The sequence below is a fragment of the Rhodovulum sp. BSW8 genome, from assembly GCF_003314725.1.
Classification (GTDB): domain Bacteria; phylum Pseudomonadota; class Alphaproteobacteria; order Rhodobacterales; family Rhodobacteraceae; genus Rhodovulum; species Rhodovulum visakhapatnamense.
The window spans coordinates 19,532-39,993 of record NZ_QNVX01000001.1; the positions used below are offsets into that span (position 1 = coordinate 19,532).

Genomic DNA, 20,462 nt, shown 5'->3' on the forward strand with positions numbered 1-20,462 from the left:
CTCCCCGTCACTGGTCCTGCCCTGACCGGCCGGCGCCGGGCGCCAGCGTTCTTCTGTCCATGCCGCAAAGGCGCAACGCCTCGTGCGCGTCCGATGTGGCCGCGTCCGCGCCGGTCAGCGCGCAGATATCCTCGGCCCCGTCGGCAACCCGACCGCCGATCACGATCGGCACGCCGGAGCCGAGCGCCCGGCGCAAGCCGTTCACCAGGCGCCGGGTCGAGTCGAGCTTCTGGCGGCAGGAGACGGAAATCGCCACCAGATCGAATTGCCGCGCCATGGCCTTTTGCAGGATCTCGTCCTCGGTCTGGCCCAGCGCCAGACAGACCGACGCGCCCATGCGGCGCATCTGGTTGGCGGCGGTCATGCCGCCCAGCGTGTGGAATTCGTCATGCGGCACGATCATCATGATATTGGGCGCGTCCGAGGCGGCCAGCATGTCGCAGGCATTGGCCGCGCCCAGTTCGCGCAGCATCGCCTGCAGCCGCGCCGCGCCGATGGTCACGTCGGCAAAGCTCAGTTCGTCGCGGCACCAGCGGTCGCCCAGTTCGCGCGCGGCGGCGGGGATATAGCCGTCGACGATGGCGGTCGCGGAAATCCCGTGGCGGCGCAGCGTGGCCAGCGCGCCGGTCCGGATCGACCGGTCGCCGCGCAGCACGTCGGCGCAGAATTCGGCCAGAATCTTGGAGCTCACCGCCTCCGCCCCGTCGCCCGAGCGCTGCGCCAGCGCCGAAAGCACCTGGCTCGCGAGGGTTTCGACCTCGTCATGACGCTCGCAGGGGCGGGAGGGCGGCCCGGCAGGCGCTATCGACTTCTGCGGCTCAGCCATGATACGCCCCCGGCCGAGGACCGGCCCGGCGGATTCGATACGACCGGTGCGCAACGCGCTCTGGGGACTGTCCAGCGTTGTCAAAGCCGATTGACACTTGTTGGCCCTCGTGGCTGGAGGAATCAAGACGGCGCAGGCAAGCCTTTAGAAAATATAGGCTCTTTTGCTCTGCCCCGGGCGCTCGACACCCCTCGGATCGAGAGGAGTGTAAACGGAAAGAGTGTAAATTACAATTGACACTTTCCGCGCCAGAGGTCTAACGTGAGGCCCAAGCCACCGTCTGTCAGGGAGTCGGAGGATGCCGGAAAACGTGGGAACCGCCCCAAGGGCGGTCCAACTCTATACGCCGGAAGAGCGTCGCCGTCGCGACTCGACCAAGTGGACCGTCGTGCAGGGCGTTCTGGCGCCGTTGCAGTTCCTGGTCTTTCTGGTCTCGCTGGTTCTCGTCCTGCGGTACCTTGTGACCGGGGCGGGCTACGAGGCGGCCACGATCTCGATCGTGATCAAGACCTTGGTGCTTTACACCATCATGGTCACCGGTGCGATCTGGGAGAAGGTCGTGTTCGGCCGCTATCTCTTCGCGCCCGCCTTCTTCTGGGAAGACGTCTTCTCGATGGCGGTGATTGCGCTGCATACGCTGTATCTGTGGGCGCTGCTGACCGGCAGCGTGGGCCCGACCGGCCAGATGCTGATCGCGCTGGCGGCCTACAGCACCTATGTCATCAATGCCGGGCAGTTCCTGTGGAAGCTGCGGATGGCCCGGTTGCAGGGTGAGGCAACGGAGGTCGCCGCATGACCGGATTTACCCCCGCCCCGCCCGCCGCCGGTTGCCGCAACGCGCCCGTCCTTAAGGAACGCGGCCAGCGCGAGGTGTTCTGCGGTCTGACCGGGATCATCTGGCTGCACCGCAAGATGCAGGACGCTTTCTTCCTGGTGGTCGGCTCGCGCACCTGTGCGCATCTGCTGCAATCGGCCGCGGGCGTGATGATCTTCGCCGAGCCGCGCTTTGGCACCGCCATCCTCGAGGAAAAGGATCTGGCCGGGCTTGCCGACGCCAATGCCGAACTCGACCGCGAGGTCGACCGGCTGCTGGCGCGCCGTCCCGACATCAAGCAATTGTTCCTGGTGGGGTCTTGCCCGTCCGAGGTGATCAAGCTTGACCTGCACCGCGCGGCCGAACGGCTGACCGAACGCCATGCCCCCCATGTGCGGGTGATGAACTATTCCGGCTCGGGGATCGAGACGACCTTCACCGAGGGCGAGGATGCCTGCCTCGCGACCATGGTGCCGACCCTGCCCAAGACCGACGAGCGTCAGCTGCTGATGGTCGGCGCGCTGCCCGATGTGGTCGAGGATCAGGCGTTGTCGCTGCTGGCCGAGATGGGCGTGGCGCCGGTGCGCTGCCTGCCCGCCCACCGCGCGGCCGAAGCGCCCGGGGTGGGGGCGAATACCGTCGTTGCGCTGACCCAGCCCTTCCTGAACGAGACCGCCGCCGGGCTGGAACGCCGCGGTGCGCGCATCCTGCCCGCGCCGTTCCCCTTCGGCGAAGAGGGGACGACCGCCTGGCTATGGGCCGTGGCGCAGGAATTCGGGGTCTCGCCCGAAACCTTCGCGAAGGTCACCGACGCCCCGCGCGCCCGGGCCCGCAAGGCCATCGCGGCGGCCGCCGAGACGCTGGGCGGCAAGTCGATCTTCTTCTTCCCCGACAGCCAGCTGGAAATTCCGCTGGCGCGCTTCCTGACCCGCGAATGCGGCATGACCGCGGTCGAGGTCGGCGCCCCCTTCATCAACAAGCAGATCGTCGGTCCCGATCTCGATCTTCTGGCCGAGGGGCCGGTGATCGCCGAGGGCCAGGATGTCGATCTGCAGCTCGACCGCTGCCGGGCCGCCCGGCCCGACCTGACGGTCTGCGGGCTCGGGCTTGCGAACCCGCTGGAGTCCGAAGGCATGACCACGAAATGGGCCATCGAACTGGTGTTCACGCCTGTCCATTTCTATGAGCAGGCCGGCGATCTGGCCGGTCTCTTCGCCCGCCCGTTGCGCCGCCGCGCAATTCTGGCCGGGCTGGAGGGCGCGGCATGAAGCTGACCGTCTGGACCTATGAAGGCCCGCCCCATGTCGGCGCGATGCGTGTCGCGACCGCCATGAAGGGTCTGCATTACGTGCTGCACGCGCCGCAGGGCGACACCTATGCCGACCTGCTGTTCACGATGATCGAACGGCGCAACCACCGTCCGCCGGTCAGCTACACCACCTTCCAGGCGCGCGATCTGGGCGAGGACACCGCGAACCTCTTCAAGACCTCGCTGCATGACGCCTTCGACCGGTTCAAGCCGCAGGCGATGATCGTGGGGTCTTCCTGCACCGCCGAACTGATCCAGGACGACCCCGAAGGCATGGCCGCGACCATGGATCTGGGCATTCCGGTGATCCCGCTGGAGCTGCCGAGCTATCAGCGCAAGGAAAACTTCGGCTCGGACGAGACCTTCTACCAGATCGTCAAGGCCATCGCCCGGCCGATGGAGCGCACCGCCCATGTCTCGGCCAACCTGATCGGGCCGGTGGGGCTGGGCTTCCGGCATCGCGACGATATCGTCGAGGTGACGGCGCTGCTGGAAGAGATGGGCATCTCGGTCAATGTGGTCGCGCCCATGGGGGCTGCGCCCGCTGACATCGCCCGGATGGGGGCCGCGCATTTCAACGTGCTGATGTATCCCGAGCATGCCGAGACCGCGGCGCGCTGGATGGAGAAAAACCTCGGCCAGCCCTTCACCAAGACGGTGCCGATCGGCGTCGGCGCGACCCGCGATTTCATTGCCGAGGTGGCCGGGATCGCGGGCGTCCAACCCAAGGCCGACGATGCCCGCCTGCGGATGCCCTGGTATTCGCAATCGGTCGACTCGACCTATCTGACCGGCAAGCGCGTCTTCCTGTTCGGGGATGCCACCCACGTCAAGGCCATGGCCCGCGTCGCGCGCGACGAGATGGGATTCGAGGTCGTCGGGCTTGGCTGCTACAACCGCGAATTCGCCCGCGAGATCCGCAAGCTTGCCAAGGAGTTCGGGGTCGAGGCGCTGATCAGCGACGATTACCTCGAGGTCGAGAAGGCCATCGAGGACCTGGCGCCCGAGATGATCCTCGGCACCCAGATGGAGCGCCATATCGGCAAGCGGCTGGGCATTCCCTGCGCCGTGATCTCGGCGCCCGTGCACGTTCAGGACTTCCCCGCCCGCTACAGCCCGCAAATGGGCTGGGAGGGTGCCAACGTGATCTTCGACACGCTGGTCCATCCGCTGGTGATGGGGCTCGAAGAGCACCTGTTGCACATGTTCCGCGAGGATTTCGAGTTCCACGACGATGCCGGTGCCTCGCATCATGGCGGGGCTGCCAAGGCGAGGACCGTCGAGGCCGAACCCGAGGCCGATCAGGAAGCCGCCGCCGTCGCGGCCCCGGCCGAGGGCGAGATCGTCTGGCTGAGCGCAGCCGAGAAGGAACTGAAGAAGATCCCGTTCTTCGTGCGCGGCAAGGCCAAGCGGAATACCGAGAAGTTCGCGCTTGAGAAGGGCGTGCACGAGATCAGTGTCGAAACCTTGTACGAGGCGAAGGCCCATTATGCGCGATGAACGTCATTACCCCGGGTATCGAGTAGTCATCGTCACGCTGGATTCGCATTCTGCGGGTCCTTGCGAGCGGGTCACCGAGCGTCTTGCCGAGGATTTCCCCGGGCTCCGGGTGACGGTTCACGCCGCCGCGACCTGGTCGGAAAACCCGGGCGCGCTGGTCCGGGCCAAGGACGACGTTCTGAATGCCGACATCATCCTGGTGAACCTTCTGTTCATCGAGGAGCATATCAACGCCATCCTGCCCGAGCTGAAAGCCCGCCGCGACGATTGCGACGCGATGATCGGCATCATCGCCGACAAGCAGATCGTCCAGCTGACCCGGATGGGCGATCTGGACATGTCCAAGCCCGCCTCGGGGCCGATGAAGCTTCTGAAGAAGCTGCGCGGCAACGTCCGGGACGAGAACGGTCAGGTCAAGACCGGCGGCGAAAAGCAGATGGCCATGCTGCGCCGCCTGCCCAAGATGCTGAAATACCTGCCGGGCAAGGCGCAGGATCTGCGCGCCTGGTTCCTGACCATGCAATACTGGCTGGGCGGGTCCGACGACAATGTCGAGCAGATGGTGCGCTTTCTGATCTCGCGCTATGCCAAGGACGCCTCTTGGCGCGGCGGCCCGTCCGAGGCGCCGATCGAATATCCCGAGACCGGGCTGTACCATCCCGACATCCCGCATCGCATCACCACCGACATCAAGGACCTGCCGCAGCCCGCCGCACCGGTCGCGACCGTCGGCATCCTGTTGATGCGCTCCTACATCCTTGCCTCGGACACTGCCCATTACGATGCGGTGATCCGGGCGCTGGAAGAACGCGGCATCCGGGTGATCGCGGCCTTCGCGGGCGGGCTCGACGCCCGGCCCGCCATCGCCGCCTATTTCACCGGCGAGCAGAGCGTTCATATCGACACGCTGGTGTCGCTGACCGGGTTCAGCCTGATCGGCGGTCCGGCCTATAACGACAGCGACGCCGCGGTCGAGGTGCTGAGCGGGCTCGACGTGCCCTATATCGCCGCCCATCCGCTGGAATTCCAGACGCTGGGTCAATGGAGCGAATCCTCTGGCGGGCTCGGCCCGGTCGAGACCACCATGCTGATCGCGCTGCCGGAACTCGACGGGGCGATCTCACCCACCGTCTTTGGCGGCCGCCACGGGCCCGAGGGCTGCAAGGGTTGCCCGCGCGACTGCACCCACAAGGGCGAGGCCAAGGAAATGGCCGCCTGTTCCGAGCGCGTGGCGACGCTGGCCGCCCGGATCGAACGGCTGTCCCGGCTGCGCCGGTCGGAAACCGAAAGCCGCAAGGTCGGCATCGTCCTCTTCGGTTTCCCGCCCAATGCGGGCGCCATCGGCACCGCTGCCTATCTGTCTGTCTTCGAAAGCCTTTTCAACACGCTGCACCGGATGAAGTCCGAGGGCTACGAGACCGGCGAACTGCCCGCCACGGTCGACGATCTGCGGACCGCGATCCTTGAAGGCAATGCCAAGACCTACGGGCAGGAAGGCAACGTGGCCGCCCATGTGCCCGCCGACGATCTGGTGCGCGGCACGCCCTGGCTGGCCGAGATCGAATCCGTCTGGGGGCCTGCCCCGGGCAAGATCCGGTCGGACGGGCGCGGCGTCTTCGTGCTGGGCCGCGAATTCGGCAATGTCTTCGTGGGGGTCCAGCCGACCTTCGGCTACGAGGGCGACCCGATGCGGCTTCTGTTCGAACGGGGCTTCGCGCCGACCCATGCCTTCAGCGCCTTCTATCTGTGGCTCAAGAACACCTTCCGCGCGGATGTGCTTTTGCATTTCGGGATGCATGGCGCGCTGGAATTCATGCCGGGCAAGCAGGCGGGCATGTGCTTCCGCGACTGGCCCGACCGGCTGATCGGCGACATGCCGAACGTCTATCTCTATGCGTCGAACAACCCGTCCGAGGCGACGCTGGCCAAGCGCCGGTCGAACGCGGTGACGATCACCCACCTGACGCCGCCGCTGGCTGCCTCGGGGCTTTACAAGGGCCTGCAGGAGCTGAAGGACAGCCTGACCCGCTGGCGCCAGACCGAGCCCGGCTCGCCCGAGCAGGCCGATCTGGAAGAGCTGATCGCGGCCCAGGCCGACGCCGTCGACATGACCGGCACGCCGCCCGAAAAGCTGTGGCTGAAGCTCTTGGAAACCGAGGACGCGCTGATCCCCGACGGGCTGCATGTGGTCGGCCGCACGGTGACGCCCGAGGAACGGGCCGAGCATCTGCGGGTGATGACCGATACCGATGCCGAGACCCGCGAGAAGGTCGATTACTGGCTTCAGCAGGACACCGAACTGCCCGCGATCATGCGCGCGCTGGGCGGGCGCTACATCAAGCCGGTGCCCGGCGGCGATCTGATCCGGTCGGCCGACGTGCTGCCGACGGGGCGCAACATCCATGCCTTCGACCCGTTCCGCATGCCGACCCAGTTCGCCATGCTGGAAGGCGCGAAGCAGGCGCAGAAGCTCTTGGACGCCCATGCGGCTCTGCCGCGCTCGGTGGCGATGGTGCTGTGGGGGTCGGACAACATCAAATCCGACGGCGGCCCCATCGCCCAGGCCATGGCGCTGATGGGCGCGAAGCCGCGGTTCGACAATTACGGCCGTCTGGCGGGCGCCGATCTGGTGCCGCTGGAAGAACTCGGCCGGCCGCGGGTCGATGTGGTGATGACGCTGTCGGGCATCTTCCGCGACCTGCTGCCGCTGCAGACCCGCATGTTGGCCGAGGCCGCCTGGAAGGCCGCGATGGCCGAGGACGAGCCGCTGGAGCAGAACTTCATCCGGGCCCATTCGCTGGCACATGCCGAGAAGATGGGCGTCGACATGGAAACCGCGGCGCTGCGGGTCTTCTCGAATGCCGAGGGCGCCTATGGCTCGAACGTCAACGGGCTGGTCGACAGCGGCGCCTGGGGCGACGAGGACGAGCTGGCGGATGCCTACGAGGCGCGGAAAAGCTTCGCCTATGGGCGCGACGGCAAGTCGAGGGCCAATGCGGCCCTGTTGCAGCAGACGCTGAAGGATGTGGACGTCGCCTATCAGAACCTCGAAAGCGTCGAACTCGGCGTGACGACTGTCGATCACTATTTCGACACGCTGGGCGGCATCGCGCGGGCGGTGAAACGCGCCCGGGGCGGGCAGGATGCGGCCGTCTATATCGGCGACCAGACCCGGGGCGAGGGCAAGGTGCGCACGCTTCAGGATCAGGTGGCCCTGGAAACCCGGTCGCGCAGCCTCAACCCGAAATGGTTCGAAGGCATGCTCAAGCACGGGCATGAAGGCGTGCGCCAGATCGAGGCGCAGGTCACCAACACTCTCGGGTGGTCGGCGACAACCGGCCAGGTGGAACCGTGGGTGTATCAACGGCTGTCGGAAACCTTCGTCCTGGACGAGGAAATGAGAAAACGGCTGGCCAGCCTGAACCCTGCGGCATCGGCCCGGATGGCGAACCGCCTTCTGGAAGCCCATGACCGCAATTACTGGCAACCCGACGCCGAAACCCTGGCCGCATTGCAGGCGGCGGCCGATGAGCTGGAAGACCGGCTCGAAGGCATAGTGGCGGCGGAATAAGCCGCGAACGGAGGGAACCAATGAGCCCCAGAGACGACATTCCTGTGCTGAAGGGCGAAGACGGCGAAGGCTCCGTCCAGGTCCATCAGGACGAAACGATGAAGATCGAGGGGGCCAAGGTCTTTTCGGTCTATGGCAAGGGCGGGATCGGCAAGTCGACGACCTCGTCGAACCTGTCGGCGGCCTTCTCGATGCTGGGCAAGCGCGTTCTGCAGATCGGCTGCGATCCCAAGCATGATTCGACCTTCACCCTGACGGGGCATCTGCAATCCACGGTGATCGACGTGCTCAAGGAGGTGGATTTCCACCCCGAAGAGCTGCGGCCCGAGGATTTCATGGTCGAGGGCTTCAACGGCGTGATGTGCGTCGAGGCGGGCGGCCCGCCCGCGGGCACCGGCTGCGGCGGCTATGTCGTCGGTCAGACCGTCAAGCTGCTGAAACAGCACCACATGCTGGAAGACACCGATGTGGTGATCTTCGACGTTCTGGGCGACGTGGTTTGCGGCGGCTTCGCCGCGCCCCTGCAGCATGCCGACCGGGCGGTGATCGTGACCGCGAATGATTTCGACTCGATCTACGCCATGAACCGGATCATCGCCGCGGTTCAGGCCAAGTCGAAGAACTACAACGTGCGGCTGGCGGGCTGCATCGCGAACCGGTCGGAAGATACCGACCAGGTCGACAAGTACTGCAAGCGCGTGGGCTTCGAGCGTATCGCGCATATGCCGCTGGTCGATGCGATCCGCCGCTCGCGGCTGATGAAGAAGACGCTGTTCGAGATGCCCGACGACGAGGACATCGTTCAGTGCCGTGCCGAATACCTGCGGCTGGCGGAGCTGCTCTGGGCCGGAACCGAGCCCCTGGCACCGCATCCGTTGCCCGACCGTGAAATCTTTGAACTGCTTGGGTTCGATTGATGGACAGCTACGCCCGCACCCGGGAACGACTCGAGACCTATTTCGGCCGTACCGCCGCCAAGACATGGGAGCATCTGACTTCGGATGCCCCGGTGTCGCGCATCCGCCAGACGGTGCGCGAGGGGCGCGACCAGATGCGCGCCGCGATGCTGGCGCGGCTGCCCGACGACCTGACCGGATGTCGGGTGCTCGACGCCGGATGCGGCGCCGGGCCGATGACGCTGGAGCTGGTCCAGCGCGGCGCCGAGGTCGTGGCCTGCGACATTTCGCAAAGCCTGCTGGACGTGGCGAAAAGCCGGATCCCTGATAAGTATCATCGCCAGATCACCTTCGTGGCGGGCGACATGCTGAGCGACCGGCTGGGCAGTTTCGACTATGTCATGGCGATGGACAGCCTGATCCACTACAAGGCCCGCGACATCGCCGAGGCCCTGGGCAAGCTTGCGCCCCGGACCCGTGGCAAGATCGTCTTCACCGTCGCGCCGAAGACACCGCTGCTGAGCGTCATGCATGTGGCGGGCAAGCTCTTTCCGCGGTCGGACCGCTCGCCCCGGATCATTCCGCATTCCGAGGCGCGGATCGCGGGCGCCCTGCGCAAGGCCGGCGTGAAGGGACGGCTTCGTGCCGTCGCGCGGGTCGCCAAGGGGTTCTACATCAGCCAGGCCATGGAGCTTGAAAGATGAGCAAGAAGCCTCATCCCCTGACGAAGCTGTCGGCGAAGTTCCTTCCCTTCGCCGATGCCGCCTCGGACGGGCTGCCGATGCACGAGCTGCTGCGGCTGTCGCTGTTCCAGGTGTCGGTGGGGATGGCGACGGTGATGCTGCTGGGCACGCTGAACCGGGTGATGATCGTCGAGCTTTCGGTGCCCGCGATGGTCGTGGCGATGATGATCGCCGTGCCGGTTCTGGTCGCGCCTTTCCGCGCGCTGATGGGCTTCCGGTCCGACAACCACAGATCGGCCATCGGCTGGAAGCGCGTCCCCTACATGTGGTTCGGCACGCTCTGGCAGATGGGCGGGCTGGCGATCATGCCGTTTTCGCTGCTGCTGTTGTCGGGCGACCAGACGCTGGGCCCGACCTGGGCGGGCGAGGTCTTTGCCGCCATCGCCTTCCTGATGACGGGGCTGGGGCTGCACATGACCCAGACCGCGGGGCTGGCGCTGGCATCCGACCGCGCCACCGACGAGACCCGGCCGCGGGTCGTGGCGCTGCTTTATGTGATGTTCCTGCTGGGGATGGGCCTGTCGTCCATCGTCATCGGCTGGCTGTTGCGCGACTTCTCGTCGATCCGGCTGATCCGGGTGGTGCAGGGCGCGGCTGTCGTGACGATCCTGCTGAACCTCGTCGCGCTCTGGAAACAGGAGCGCATGTGCCCGATGTCCAGGGAAGAGCGCGAGGCGCCGCAGCCGAGCTTTGGCGATGCCTGGCGCGATTTCGTGCGGGGCGGCAGCGCCGGGCGTCTGCTGGCGGTGGTCTTCGTCGGCACGCTGGCCTTCTCGATGCAGGATGTGCTGCTTGAACCCTATGGCGGGCAGATCCTCGGGCTGTCGGTGTCGTCAACCACGCTTCTGACCGCGCTTTGGGCCTTCGGGGCGCTGGTGGGCTTCGGTCTGGCGGCGCGCTGGCTCGGGCATGGCATGAATTCGCACCGGATGGGGGCGCTTGGCATCCTCGGCGGCATCGTGGCCTTCTCCCTGGTGATCTTTGCCGGGCCGCTGCATTCGGGCCTTCTGTTTTTCCTTGGCGCCATGCTGATCGGCTTTGGCGGCGGGCTTTTCTCTGTCTCGACGCTGACCGCGGCGATGGCGCTGCCGGTCCGGGATTTCGCGGGCCGCGGGCTTGCGCTGGGCGCCTGGGGGGCCGCGCAGGCGACCGCCTCGGGGCTGGCCGTGGCGCTGGGCGGCGGGCTTCGGGACGGAATCGGGCATCTTGCGACGGCGGGCGTTCTGGGCGAAGGGCTCAACACGCCGGCCACCGGATACGCGGCGGTCTACCACATTGAGATCGTCCTTCTCTTCGTGACACTCATGGTTCTGGGGCCGCTTGTGCGCCCGCAGGACCGCAACCATCCCAACAGGGATTCCTCGGCCAAGATCGGGCTGGCCGACTTCCCAACCTGACCCGGAGGACCGATACCCATGGTCAACGCTTTTTTCGGAAACTTCGACATCGCCAGTCTGGCCATCTGGTCGTTCTGGCTGTTCTTCGCTGGGCTGATTTTCTATCTCCAACGGATGAACATGCATGAGGGCTACCCGCTGGAAGACGAGATGGGGAACCCCGCGCCGAACCAGGGCATGTTCCCGCTGCCCGCGGCGAAGACCTTCAAGCTGCCGCACGGCCAGGGCGAGAAAACCGTGCCCGACATGCAGACCGATCCCCGCAACGCGGATCTGGCGCTGAAGAAGGTCACCAAGAACAACGGCTACCCGCTGGAGCCGACCGGCGACCCGATGGTCGACGGCGTGGGTCCGGCCGCCTGGGTTGCCCGCAAGGACGAGCCCGAGCTTGACGGCCGCGGCCATCCGAAGATCCAGCCGCTGTCGGCGCTGAAGACCTTCAAGGTCTCGGCCGGTCGCGACCCGCGCGGCATGCCGGTCATCGCGGGCGACGGCGAGAAGGTCGGCACCATTGTCGACATGTGGGTCGACGAGCCGGAACAGCTGGTGCGCTATCTCGAGCTGGAACTTGACGGCGCCCATGGCGGCGGCCGCCGCCTGCTGCCGATGCAGCTGGCCAAGATCGGCTGGTTCAAGCCCGAAGTTTCGGTGCACTCGATCTACGGCAAGCATTTTGCCGGCGTCCCGACCATCAAGTCGTCGGGCCAGATCACCAAACTCGAAGAAGACAAGGTCTGTGCCTATTACGCGGGTGGCAAGCTTTACGCCGACCCCGCCGAACGGCTCGAACCGCAGTTCTGAGGAAGGGACTCAATGTCCGACGACGATTTCGCTGTCGAACCCATCAAGGGGTTGCCGGAACGCCTGCCCGAGGGGGAACACATCCTCTGGCAGGGTCGGCCCGCGTGGTGGGCGCTCGCCCGGGAAAGCCTCGCGCTTTACTGGGTGGCGAGCTATTTCGTCGTCCTCTTCCTCTGGCGCATGATCGTCGCCGCCGAGACCATGCCCTGGTCGCAGGCGGCGGTCGCGTCCTCGTTCTTCCTGGTCCTGGGGGCCGTGGTCTGCCTGTTGTTGCTGATCACGGCCTTCGTCCAGGCCCGGGCGACCGTCTATACCGTCACCAACCGGCGCGTGGCCCTTCGCATCGGGGCGGCGCTCGATATGACGCTGAACCTGCCCTACACTTGGATCGGCAATGCCAATCTGGACCTCAGAAAGTCCGGCACGGGCTCGATCGCCTTCGAATTGATGGGAACCACCAAGTTCTCGTACCTCTTGTGCTGGCCCCATGTCCGCCCGTGGCGGATGGCCCGCACGGAACCCGCGTTCCGCTGCATCCCTGAGGCGGCGAAGGTCGCACGACTGATCGCCGACGCGGCGGAAACGCGGGTCTCCGAACCCAGGCTCACGCGTGTCGGGGACGACGACACGCTTGCAGCGGAGTAAGACTAAGACATGGCACGCAACAACCGGCACACCGGCCCCTACGATCACGGCGAGAAGATCCCGCCGATCCTCATCAAGGGCATGTTCGGGGTCGCGCTGTTCGCGCTGATCCTCGTCACCTATGCCCGGCTGACCGACCGGCCGCTCGACGCGCTGCCCGATGCCGGGGCGCCGGTGGCGGTGGAACGCCAGATCGTGATCGACGCCAAGATCGACGGCTCGGCCAAGGTCTACGACACCGAAGGCACCCAGGTCTTCGAGTTCGCCCCAAACGAGGGCGGCTTCGTGGCCGGGGTCTGGCGCGCGCTCGAGCTCAAGCGCAAGCAGGCCGGTGTGGCGCTCGACGCCCCGGTGCGGCTGGTCCGGTTCAAGGACGGACGGATTTCGCTGTACGACGACCGGACCGGTTGGCGTGCGGAACTGGTCGGCTTCGGCGCCGACAACACGGCAGCTTTCGCGCGGCTGCTGGACTGACCGGAGGGATCGGGAACATGCCCTCCACACTCAAAAACAGGGAACCGAAAGATGGGAATGTTCACCCGACGGAAGGAGACCGCACCGTGTACGGTTGAGGTCTCGCACAAGTTCGACAGCCTGCATGCGCATGTGCGGTTCAACAACGGAGCCGTCGTGCATCCGGGCGACGAGGTGCTGGTGCAAGGCCCCGAGATCATGGCCCCCTATGGCGAAGTGGTAAGGGAAGACCGCATCGCCGTCATCACCCGGGCGACGCCGCTGGAACGTCTGTGGACGCGGCTGACCGGGGATCTGGACTTCATGGAGCTTTGCGAATTCTCCTTTTCCGAGGAGGTGAAGCTGTGAACGTCCATACCGCCGATGCCACCACCGTCGAGGAAGGCCTGGCGATCCAGGAACAGCAGGCCGTTCTGGACAGCGAGACCGCGACCGCCGTCGCGATGCAGGACACGCTGCTGACGCCGCGCTTCTACACCACCGATTTCGAGGCGCTCGACGCCATCGACGTGACGCCGGTCCGGGCCGACTGGGACGCGCTGATCGCCGAGATGCAGGCCGACCCGAACAAGGGCCATTTCCGCAAGGACGAGACCTGGGACCATGTCGACTGGGACGGGATGGAGCCCGAGTTGCGCAAGGAGTTCATCGACTTCCTGATCAGCTCGTGCACCGCCGAATTCTCGGGCTGCGTGCTTTACAAGGAGATGAAGCGGCGCGGCTCGAACCATGACGTGACCGAGCTGTTCCAGCTGATGGCGCGGGACGAGGCGCGCCATGCGGGCTTCATCAACGACGCGCTGCGCGAGGCCGGGATCGCGGTCAATCTGGGCTTTCTTACCCAGAAGAAGAAGTACACCTACTTCCGGCCCAAGTTCATCTACTACGCCACCTATCTCAGCGAGAAGATCGGCTATGCCCGCTACATCACGATCTTCCGCCATCTCGAAGAGCACCCCGAAAAGCGGTTCCACCCGATCTTCAAGTGGTTCCGCGAATGGTGCAATGACGAGTTCCGCCATGGCGAGGCCTTCGCGCTGCTGATGAAGACCGACCCCAAGCTGACCTCGGGCGTCAATGTCCTGTGGATCAAGTTCTTCCTGACCGCGGTCTTCGCCACCATGCATGTGCGCGACCACCAGCGGCCCGCCTTCCACAAGGCGCTGGGCGTCGATACCGACTGGTACGGGCATGAGGTCTTCCGCAAAACCTCGGACCTGTCGAAACAGATCTTTCCGATCACGCTCGATATCGACCATCCGCGCTGGGCGAAGGGGCTGACGGCCCTGCAGGAGGCCAGCGTCGCCATCGACGCGGCACGGCGGCAGGGCGGGGCCGCCGGCAAGCTCGCGGAATGGGCGGGTTCGGCCAAGGCAGCCCGGGCGTTCCTGTCGCTTCTGACCATTCCGGCGCAACGGCATGAGGTGCCTGCCTCGACCCGCATGGAGCCTGTCTATTGATCGCAACGGCGTGGTTCGCGGCGCTGGCCGCCCTGTTCATCTGGTGGTTCTCGACCGGGGCAATCCTGATCGTCGTGCGCCGCGCCGAACACCGGGGACGCCTTGCGCATCTTCGGGCGACGGTCATGGCCCTGCCGCTTCTGGGCGGCGGGGTGTGGCTGTTCGAGATGACCCGCCATGTGGAAACCGTGGCGACCGCCTATCTGGCCTTTCTCGCGGCCATCGCGATCTGGGGCTGGGTGGAGCTGGCCTTCCTGACCGGGGTCGTCACCGGCCCCAACACCACCCGCTGTCACCCGCATGCGCGCGGCTGGGAGCGGTTCATGCGCGCCTATGGCACCATCGCCTATCACGAGACGCTGCTGGTGGTCATTCTCTTCGCGATGCTGGTCACCAGCCACGATTCCGCCAACGGCGTCGGGGTCTGGACCTTCATCATCCTGTTCTTCGCGCGGATCTCGGCCAAGCTGAACCTTTTCCTCGGCGTGCCCAAGATCAATGTCGAGTTCCTGCCGACGCCGCTTGCGCATCTGCCCAGCCATTTCAAGATCTCGCGGCTGAACTGGCTTTTCCCTTTCTCGATTTCGGCGCTGACCTTCGCGGTCGCCTGTTTCATGGAGCGGCTGTTTGCGGTCAGCGATCCGCATGACACGGTGGGCTTTGCGCTGCTGACGGCGATCACCGCGCTGGCGCTTCTGGAACACTGGCTGATGGTGCTGCCGCTGCCGGACGAGCGGCTCTGGCGCTGGATGCTGCCGGAGCGCAAAGAGCGGTCCGAGGACGACAAGATCCGCCCGAACGATCTTGGCCGGACCTGACCCGGACCTGACCGGGGCAAGGCGGGCGAATCGCGGCACTCTGCGGGCTTCGGCATCCGATCCTGGAAATCCTTTAAAACCAGAAAGTCGCGCCCGACGTGTGCGGCTCCAGGGGCGCGGCGGATGCATCCATTGGTCGGAAACCCTTTGTTTAGCGACCCATATAGATTGACCTTCCCGGGGCTGCGTTCCATGGTATGCACCGGTTCAGTTGAGTCAGGGAGAGACCCATGAATTCGAAATTCGCGCTCGCCGCTGCCGCGGCAGCCCTGATTGCCGGCCCGGCGCTTGCCGTCGATGTGACCGGCGATCCGGCTGAAGGCGAGAAGGTGTTCAACAAGATCTGTCAGACCTGCCACATCGTCGAGAATGACGCGGGCGAGGTGGTCGCCGGGCGCAATGCCAAGGTCGGCCCCAACCTCTTCAAGATGCCGGGCCGTCATGCCGCCGCCATCGAGGGTTTCAAGTATTCCGACCTCATGAAAGAGGCCGGCGAAAAGGGTCTGGTCTGGACCGAGGACGAGCTGGTCAATTACGTGCCCGGCCCGACCGACTTCCTGCGCGAATTCACCCAGGACCCCAAGGGCCGCGGGCTGATGACCAACCAGCGCGTCAAGGAACAGGAAATCCGCGACGTCTTCGCCTATATCGCGAGCTTCGGCACCCACGAATAAGCGGCGCCTGTCGCGCGAAACGGCCGCCGGCCTTCCCGGCGGCCTTTTTTGTTCCCGCACCGCGGGCCGCCGGTCAGAGGCGGTCGTCGAGAAAGGCCTCGATCCGGGCGGTGACCGCCTCGGGGGCCTCTTCATGGGCCAGATGGCCAAGCCCCGGGAACCGTGCAAGCTCTGCTCGCGGCAGCCGCGCCGCCGCCTGCACCGAGCCCGACACCGGGACCGCCCGATCGTCCTCTCCGACGATCAGCAGGGTCGGCACGTCGATCGAGGGCAGGTCGTGCTGCAGCCCGTCCAGCGACCATTGCGCGACCATGGCCAGCGTCGCGTCGGTATGGTGGCGGTCGGCCACCAGCCGACGGTAAAGCGCCAGCCCCTCGGGCGAAAGCTCGCTGCCGATCCCGGCGATCATGTATTCGACCCCGGCGGCCGTTCCCAGCCAGCGCGAGATTTCCGAGGCCGAGAACGGGTTCAGCGCCATCATCCGCGCCATCATCGGAAAGACGAAGCCCGCAGGCCCCTTGAAGCTTTCCAGCGCGGCATTCAGCCCGACCAGCGCCTTCGGCGGCCGTTTCAGGTCGCGCACCATCCGCAGGGCGATGGCCGCCCCGGCCGAATGGCCGATAATGGCGTCCGGCAGCAGCGCCTCGCCATCGAGCAGGGCCGAGATGTCGCGGCTCATCGCATCGAGCCCGCAGCGCTGCCGCGCGCCGAGCCGGGTGAAGCCCTGACCGGGCAGGTCAAGCGCCACCACGCGATAGCGTTCGGCCAGAATGGGAAAGACATCGCGCCAGCTATGGGTCGCGCCGCCGGTGCCGTGGATCAGCAGCACGACGGGCCCGTCGCCCGCCACCTGCAGATGCCAGTAATGCGGTCGATGACGCACGAACCGGGAAAACTCCCGGTTCGGCCAATCGCTTCCGTCCCGGGTCCAGTCCATGCGTTCCCTCAGGCGTCGAGAGCGGCCGATACGGCGGTCGAGAGCCGGTTGGCGTCGGCTCTCGGCAGGGGGATGTAGGGCGCGCCCAGCGTGTCGGCCAGTGCCTTCAGCGACCGTTCGGGCCGCTGGCCCATGTCGATCACCATCGCCGGATAGCCGTTGGCGCGGATCGCGGTCGCCATTCGCGTCGCATCCTCGGCCGCCATCGTCCGGTTGGCGGTGCCGTCGAGCGCGATATTCGCCCGCCCGTCGGTCAGCAGCGCGACCGTCGGCGTCATGCCCCGCCCCTTGGACTGGATCGCCAGTTCCAGAGCGGTCTTCAGCCCGGCCGCCAGCGGCGTGCCGCCCCCGCCCGGAAGCGCCGCAAGCCGCCGCTTGGTCTGTACCAGCGACCGCGTCGGCGGCAGCAGCAGTTCCGCCGCCTCGCCCCGGAACGCGACCAGCGCGACATGGTCGCGCCGGGCATAGGCCTCGGCCAGCAGCAGTTCGACCGCGCCCTTGGCCTCGGCCAGACGGGTCATCGCCGCAGAACCCGAGGCATCGACCACGAAGATCAGGAGCCGGTCGGACTTCTCTTCGAAGCGCTTGATGCGGAAGTCGTCGGTGCGGATATGCAGCGGCCGCTCGAAGCTCGATTCCCGCTTGCGGATGGTCTGCCAGGGTGCGGCGGCCCGCAGCGTCGAGATCACGTCGAGCCGCGCGCCGGTATCCAGCCGCCCGCGCCGGGCCGGGATCGGCCGGCCGCGCCGGTTGCCCTTGCGCTTGGCGCCGGCGCCCGAAATGCCGCCGCCCGCGCGCTGGGCCTTCTTCGCGGCAAGGTTCGCCAGCAGGTCCGCAGGCAGCGTCGCCTTGGCGGCCTCCAGCAGGATGTCCTGCAGCGGCAGGTCGTCCAGCGACTGCGCCTCGCCTTCGTTCTGGTCCTTGTCGCCCTGCTCGGGCTCGGGCGGGGGCGGGTCGTCCTGCGGCGGCTGGTCGTCCTCGGCCGGTTCTTCGGGGAATTGCGTCGCGCGGGGCGCCAGCACCAGCTGGACGGCGGCGGTCAGATCGTCCTGATCGACCGCGTCATTGCCCGCGAGTGCCGCCAGCGCCTTGGCGGCCTTCAGCGCCAGCATCGGCGCGCGCAACGAGTCGATGCCCAGCCGCACCGCCAGCACGGTCAGGTCTTCGAGCACCTTATCGCCCGCACGGACGCCCGGCAGCCGGGCGCGAGCGGCGGCCAGCGCCTCGGTATCCATCGCGATGCGCCCGGTCTGACCCAAGGGCAGGGCGTCGAGATCGAGATGCAGCGCCAGCCGGTCGGTCAGCGCCTCGGGCAGGGTTTCCTGCGGCTCGGCGCCCTCGTCCATCGCGATCAGGCAATGCCCGGTGCCCTGATCCATCGCCCCGGCCAGCCGCGCGGCAAGGCCCGGCTGGGTCCGTTCGGCCATCGGCAGCACGAGGATCGCGGGCTCGGCCAGAAGGCCCGCCCGTTCGACCAGCTTGCCCGAGGACAGCGTGGCCGTCAGGTCGATGCCGCCGAACAGCTGTTCGTCACCAATGGAAGGATGCAGGCGCTTGAGGGGCAGGGGCAGGGCCGGCAGGGCCTCGATCACCCGGTCGCGCACCGGCCCCGACCGGGCGCGGAGCCACAGGCCCCCCAGCCCGGCCGGATCGACGGCCAGTGCGTTCAGGCCGATCTCGACCCGGGTCCAGATGCCGTCAGGCAGACTCACCCAGCACCTCCTCGACCACGCGGCCCACGCGGGTGGTGGACCCGGCCTCGTCCAGCGGATCGCGGCGCAGGCGATGGCGCAGCGCCGAGGGCGCGACCTGGCGCACATGCGCCCGGGTCACCGCGTCGGCCCCCTCGAAGGCCGCCAGCGCGCGCGACGCCTTCAGCAGCGTCAGCTCGCCCCTGAGCCCGTCGGAGCCCAGTGCCAGGCACAGCTCGGCGCAGTCGCGCAACACGGACTCGTCGCTGGCCATGGTCTTGAGATGGCCACGGGCGGCCACGATCCGGTCGCGCAGCTCGGCATCGGCGGGGCGCCATTTCTCCATGAAGCCCTCATAGTCCATCTCGTAGGTGTCGCGGCGGCGGATCACCTCGATCCGGGTGTCGATGTCCTTGGGCGAGGTCACCTCGACCGACAGGCCGAAGCGGTCCAGAAGCTGCGGGCGCAGTTCGCCCTCTTCGGGGTTGCCGGACCCGACGAGCACGAAGCGCGCCGGGTGCCGGATCGACAGACCTTCCCGTTCCACCACGTTTTCGCCCGACTGGGCGACGTCGAGCAGCAGGTCGACGATATGGTCCTCCAGCAGGTTGACCTCGTCGATATAGAGATATCCGCGGTTCGCCCGCGCCAGCAGGCCGGGCTCGAACGCCTTCTCGCCATTGGTCAGCGCCTTCTCGATGTCGAGCGCGCCGACCACCCGGTCCTCGGTCACGCCCAGCGGCAGGTCGACCACCGGGGTCGGCCGCGTGACGATCTCGGTCGAGGTCAGGTGTGCCCAGTCCGGGCACCGGTCCAGCGAGGGCGAGTTGACCGGGCAGCTCGCGACCGCGTGGATCGGCGGCAGAAGGGCGGCCAGCGCGCGCACGGCCGTCGATTTGCCGGTTCCGCGGTCGCCGAACACCAGAACGCCTCCGATCCCCGGGTCGATCGCCGTGAGGATCATCGCCTGCTTCATCTCCTCCTGGCCGACGATGGCGGAGAAGGGAAAGGGTTGAGTCATGCGGTCACTTTCGATTTCTTGGGTCCCCGGGATTTCTTGGGGGCCTTCGTGGGCTTCGCGGGTTTCTCGGCCGCGGGTTCCTTGGCGGCCGGAGCTTCGGTCGCCGGCGGGGCGGCCGGGGCCGGGGCAGCCGGTTTGGCGTCGGACTTCAGCAGGGCCATCGGGCTTCCGCCCTCCCACGTACCCTCTTCCTCAAGGATTTTGAAGCGGGCATAGAGGTCTTCCTTGAACCAGTGATCGCCATAGGCGGCCCGGATCGCGTGGCCATGCGGGGTCTCGCCATGGGCAAAGCCCGCCATCGTGCCGGCGCCCTTCCACAGCGAGAAGGTGACCTGCTGCACCCAGGGCACCTCGGCCATGCCCATGTGGAAGACGCAGGTCGGGTCGGCCGCGACCTCTTTCTGGATCTGCGGCACGTGCTTCCAGAACTGCAGCGCGATGGGCAGCTTGACGGTGGCGCGGGTCAGCACGGCCAGCGGGCCCGGTTCGGCCTTTTCGGTGACCTTCAGCGGCTCGACACCGGACCACATGCCGCGGGCCGAGGTGGGGGACAGGTAGATCGTGTAGGCCTCGCAGGAATGATCGCGCAGCGTCCGGTGGGTGATCGAGCCCTTCAGGCCCGCCTTGGCGGTCGCCATGTCGGGCCAGACACAGAGAATCGCGTTGACGTTGACGTTGGGGCGGGGATTGAACCCCTCATCCGAGCCGGTGCCCAGAAGCTTGAAGAATTCCAGCCCCGGAACGGTCTTCAAGGCGTAGCGGCCGCGGGCCATCTGGCTCAGCGCCTCGAGGCGCGAAGCCCAGTTGTCATAACGAAAAAAGCTGATGGTGACGACTTGCATATGCGACTCTCCTAAACGGCTGTCGGTCATCTTCTGGGCTCTT

General features: G+C 66.7%; 19 protein-coding genes. 14 read left to right on the forward strand and 5 right to left on the reverse strand.

The window, feature by feature from the left end:
• Window positions 1–7: 7 nt before the first annotated feature.
• Window positions 8–826 (reverse strand): B12-binding domain-containing protein, encoded by an 819-nt coding sequence (locus DSD19_RS00100; RefSeq protein WP_113668102.1) that lies wholly within the window; start codon window positions 824–826, stop codon window positions 8–10.
• A 298-nt stretch (window positions 827–1,124) separates the two neighbouring features.
• Here DSD19_RS00100 and bchF point away from each other — a divergent pair, with 298 nt between their 5' ends.
• From bchF to DSD19_RS00170, 14 genes are all read left to right on the forward strand, one after another.
• Window positions 1,125–1,622: a 2-vinyl bacteriochlorophyllide hydratase gene (bchF, locus tag DSD19_RS00105; protein ID WP_075787274.1), complete on the forward strand. Its 498-nt coding sequence runs from the start codon at window positions 1,125–1,127 to the stop codon at window positions 1,620–1,622.
• Window positions 1,619–2,908: a ferredoxin:protochlorophyllide reductase (ATP-dependent) subunit N gene (locus DSD19_RS00110; protein WP_075787273.1), complete on the forward strand. Its 1,290-nt coding sequence runs from the start codon at window positions 1,619–1,621 to the stop codon at window positions 2,906–2,908. Before bchF ends, DSD19_RS00110 begins: the two co-directional genes overlap by 4 nt.
• Window positions 2,905–4,449: a ferredoxin:protochlorophyllide reductase (ATP-dependent) subunit B gene (gene bchB / locus DSD19_RS00115; protein ID WP_113668103.1), complete on the forward strand. Its 1,545-nt coding sequence runs from the start codon at window positions 2,905–2,907 to the stop codon at window positions 4,447–4,449. The genes DSD19_RS00110 and bchB overlap by 4 nt, the downstream gene beginning before the upstream one ends.
• Window positions 4,439–8,020 (forward strand): magnesium chelatase subunit H, encoded by a 3,582-nt coding sequence (locus tag DSD19_RS00120; RefSeq protein ID WP_113668104.1) that lies wholly within the window; start codon window positions 4,439–4,441, stop codon window positions 8,018–8,020. The genes bchB and DSD19_RS00120 overlap by 11 nt, the downstream gene beginning before the upstream one ends.
• 20 nt (window positions 8,021–8,040) lie before the next feature.
• Window positions 8,041–8,937, forward strand: coding sequence for a ferredoxin:protochlorophyllide reductase (ATP-dependent) iron-sulfur ATP-binding protein (gene bchL, locus DSD19_RS00125; RefSeq protein ID WP_075787270.1), 897 nt, complete (start codon window positions 8,041–8,043; stop codon window positions 8,935–8,937).
• The gene (gene bchM, locus DSD19_RS00130; protein ID WP_075787269.1) at window positions 8,937–9,620 is read left to right on the forward strand and encodes a magnesium protoporphyrin IX methyltransferase; all 684 of its coding nucleotides are present in this window, start codon (window positions 8,937–8,939) and stop codon (window positions 9,618–9,620) included. Before bchL ends, bchM begins: the two co-directional genes overlap by 1 nt.
• Window positions 9,617–11,056, forward strand: a complete 1,440-nt coding sequence (locus tag DSD19_RS00135) for a PucC family protein (protein ID WP_113668105.1) — start codon at window positions 9,617–9,619, stop codon at window positions 11,054–11,056. Before bchM ends, DSD19_RS00135 begins: the two co-directional genes overlap by 4 nt.
• Window positions 11,057–11,074: 18 nt before the next feature.
• Window positions 11,075–11,857, forward strand: a complete 783-nt coding sequence (puhA, locus tag DSD19_RS00140) for a photosynthetic reaction center subunit H (RefSeq protein WP_075787267.1) — start codon at window positions 11,075–11,077, stop codon at window positions 11,855–11,857.
• Window positions 11,858–11,869: 12 nt separating this feature from the next.
• A complete protein-coding gene (gene puhB, locus DSD19_RS00145; RefSeq protein WP_113668106.1) occupies window positions 11,870–12,502 on the forward strand; it encodes a photosynthetic complex putative assembly protein PuhB in 633 nt (210 codons plus the stop codon).
• A gap of 9 nt (window positions 12,503–12,511) precedes the next feature.
• Entirely contained in the window at window positions 12,512–12,976 is a 465-nt protein-coding gene (puhC, locus tag DSD19_RS00150) for a photosynthetic complex assembly protein PuhC (RefSeq protein ID WP_075787265.1), read from the forward strand.
• 51 nt (window positions 12,977–13,027) lie between these two features.
• On the forward strand, window positions 13,028–13,324 hold the full coding sequence (locus DSD19_RS00155; protein ID WP_075787264.1) for a hypothetical protein: 297 nt from the start codon (window positions 13,028–13,030) through the stop codon (window positions 13,322–13,324).
• A complete protein-coding gene (acsF, locus tag DSD19_RS00160) occupies window positions 13,321–14,436 on the forward strand; it encodes a magnesium-protoporphyrin IX monomethyl ester (oxidative) cyclase (RefSeq protein ID WP_075787263.1) in 1,116 nt (371 codons plus the stop codon). Before DSD19_RS00155 ends, acsF begins: the two co-directional genes overlap by 4 nt.
• The gene (gene puhE / locus DSD19_RS00165; RefSeq protein ID WP_341800920.1) at window positions 14,433–15,254 is read left to right on the forward strand and encodes a putative photosynthetic complex assembly protein PuhE; all 822 of its coding nucleotides are present in this window, start codon (window positions 14,433–14,435) and stop codon (window positions 15,252–15,254) included. The genes acsF and puhE overlap by 4 nt, the downstream gene beginning before the upstream one ends.
• Before the next feature lie 230 nt (window positions 15,255–15,484).
• Entirely contained in the window at window positions 15,485–15,928 is a 444-nt protein-coding gene (locus DSD19_RS00170) for a cytochrome c family protein (protein ID WP_113668107.1), read from the forward strand.
• Window positions 15,929–16,001: 73 nt separating this feature from the next.
• On the opposite strand, the gene bchO is transcribed toward DSD19_RS00170, so the two are convergent.
• Genes bchO through DSD19_RS21980 form a run of 4 tightly spaced genes read right to left on the reverse strand, consistent with a single transcriptional unit; the run spans window position 16,002 to window position 20,419 of the window.
• Window positions 16,002–16,865, reverse strand: coding sequence for an alpha/beta fold hydrolase BchO (gene bchO / locus DSD19_RS00175; RefSeq protein ID WP_113668108.1), 864 nt, complete (start codon window positions 16,863–16,865; stop codon window positions 16,002–16,004).
• Window positions 16,866–16,873: 8 nt separating this feature from the next.
• Entirely contained in the window at window positions 16,874–18,571 is a 1,698-nt protein-coding gene (locus DSD19_RS00180) for a magnesium chelatase subunit D (protein ID WP_243627574.1), read from the reverse strand.
• Window positions 18,564–19,577 (reverse strand): magnesium chelatase ATPase subunit I, encoded by a 1,014-nt coding sequence (bchI, locus tag DSD19_RS00185; RefSeq protein WP_075787260.1) that lies wholly within the window; start codon window positions 19,575–19,577, stop codon window positions 18,564–18,566. The genes DSD19_RS00180 and bchI overlap by 8 nt, the downstream gene beginning before the upstream one ends.
• Window positions 19,574–20,419 (reverse strand): hypothetical protein, encoded by an 846-nt coding sequence (locus DSD19_RS21980; protein WP_075787259.1) that lies wholly within the window; start codon window positions 20,417–20,419, stop codon window positions 19,574–19,576. The genes bchI and DSD19_RS21980 overlap by 4 nt, the downstream gene beginning before the upstream one ends.
• Window positions 20,420–20,462 lie beyond the last annotated feature (43 nt).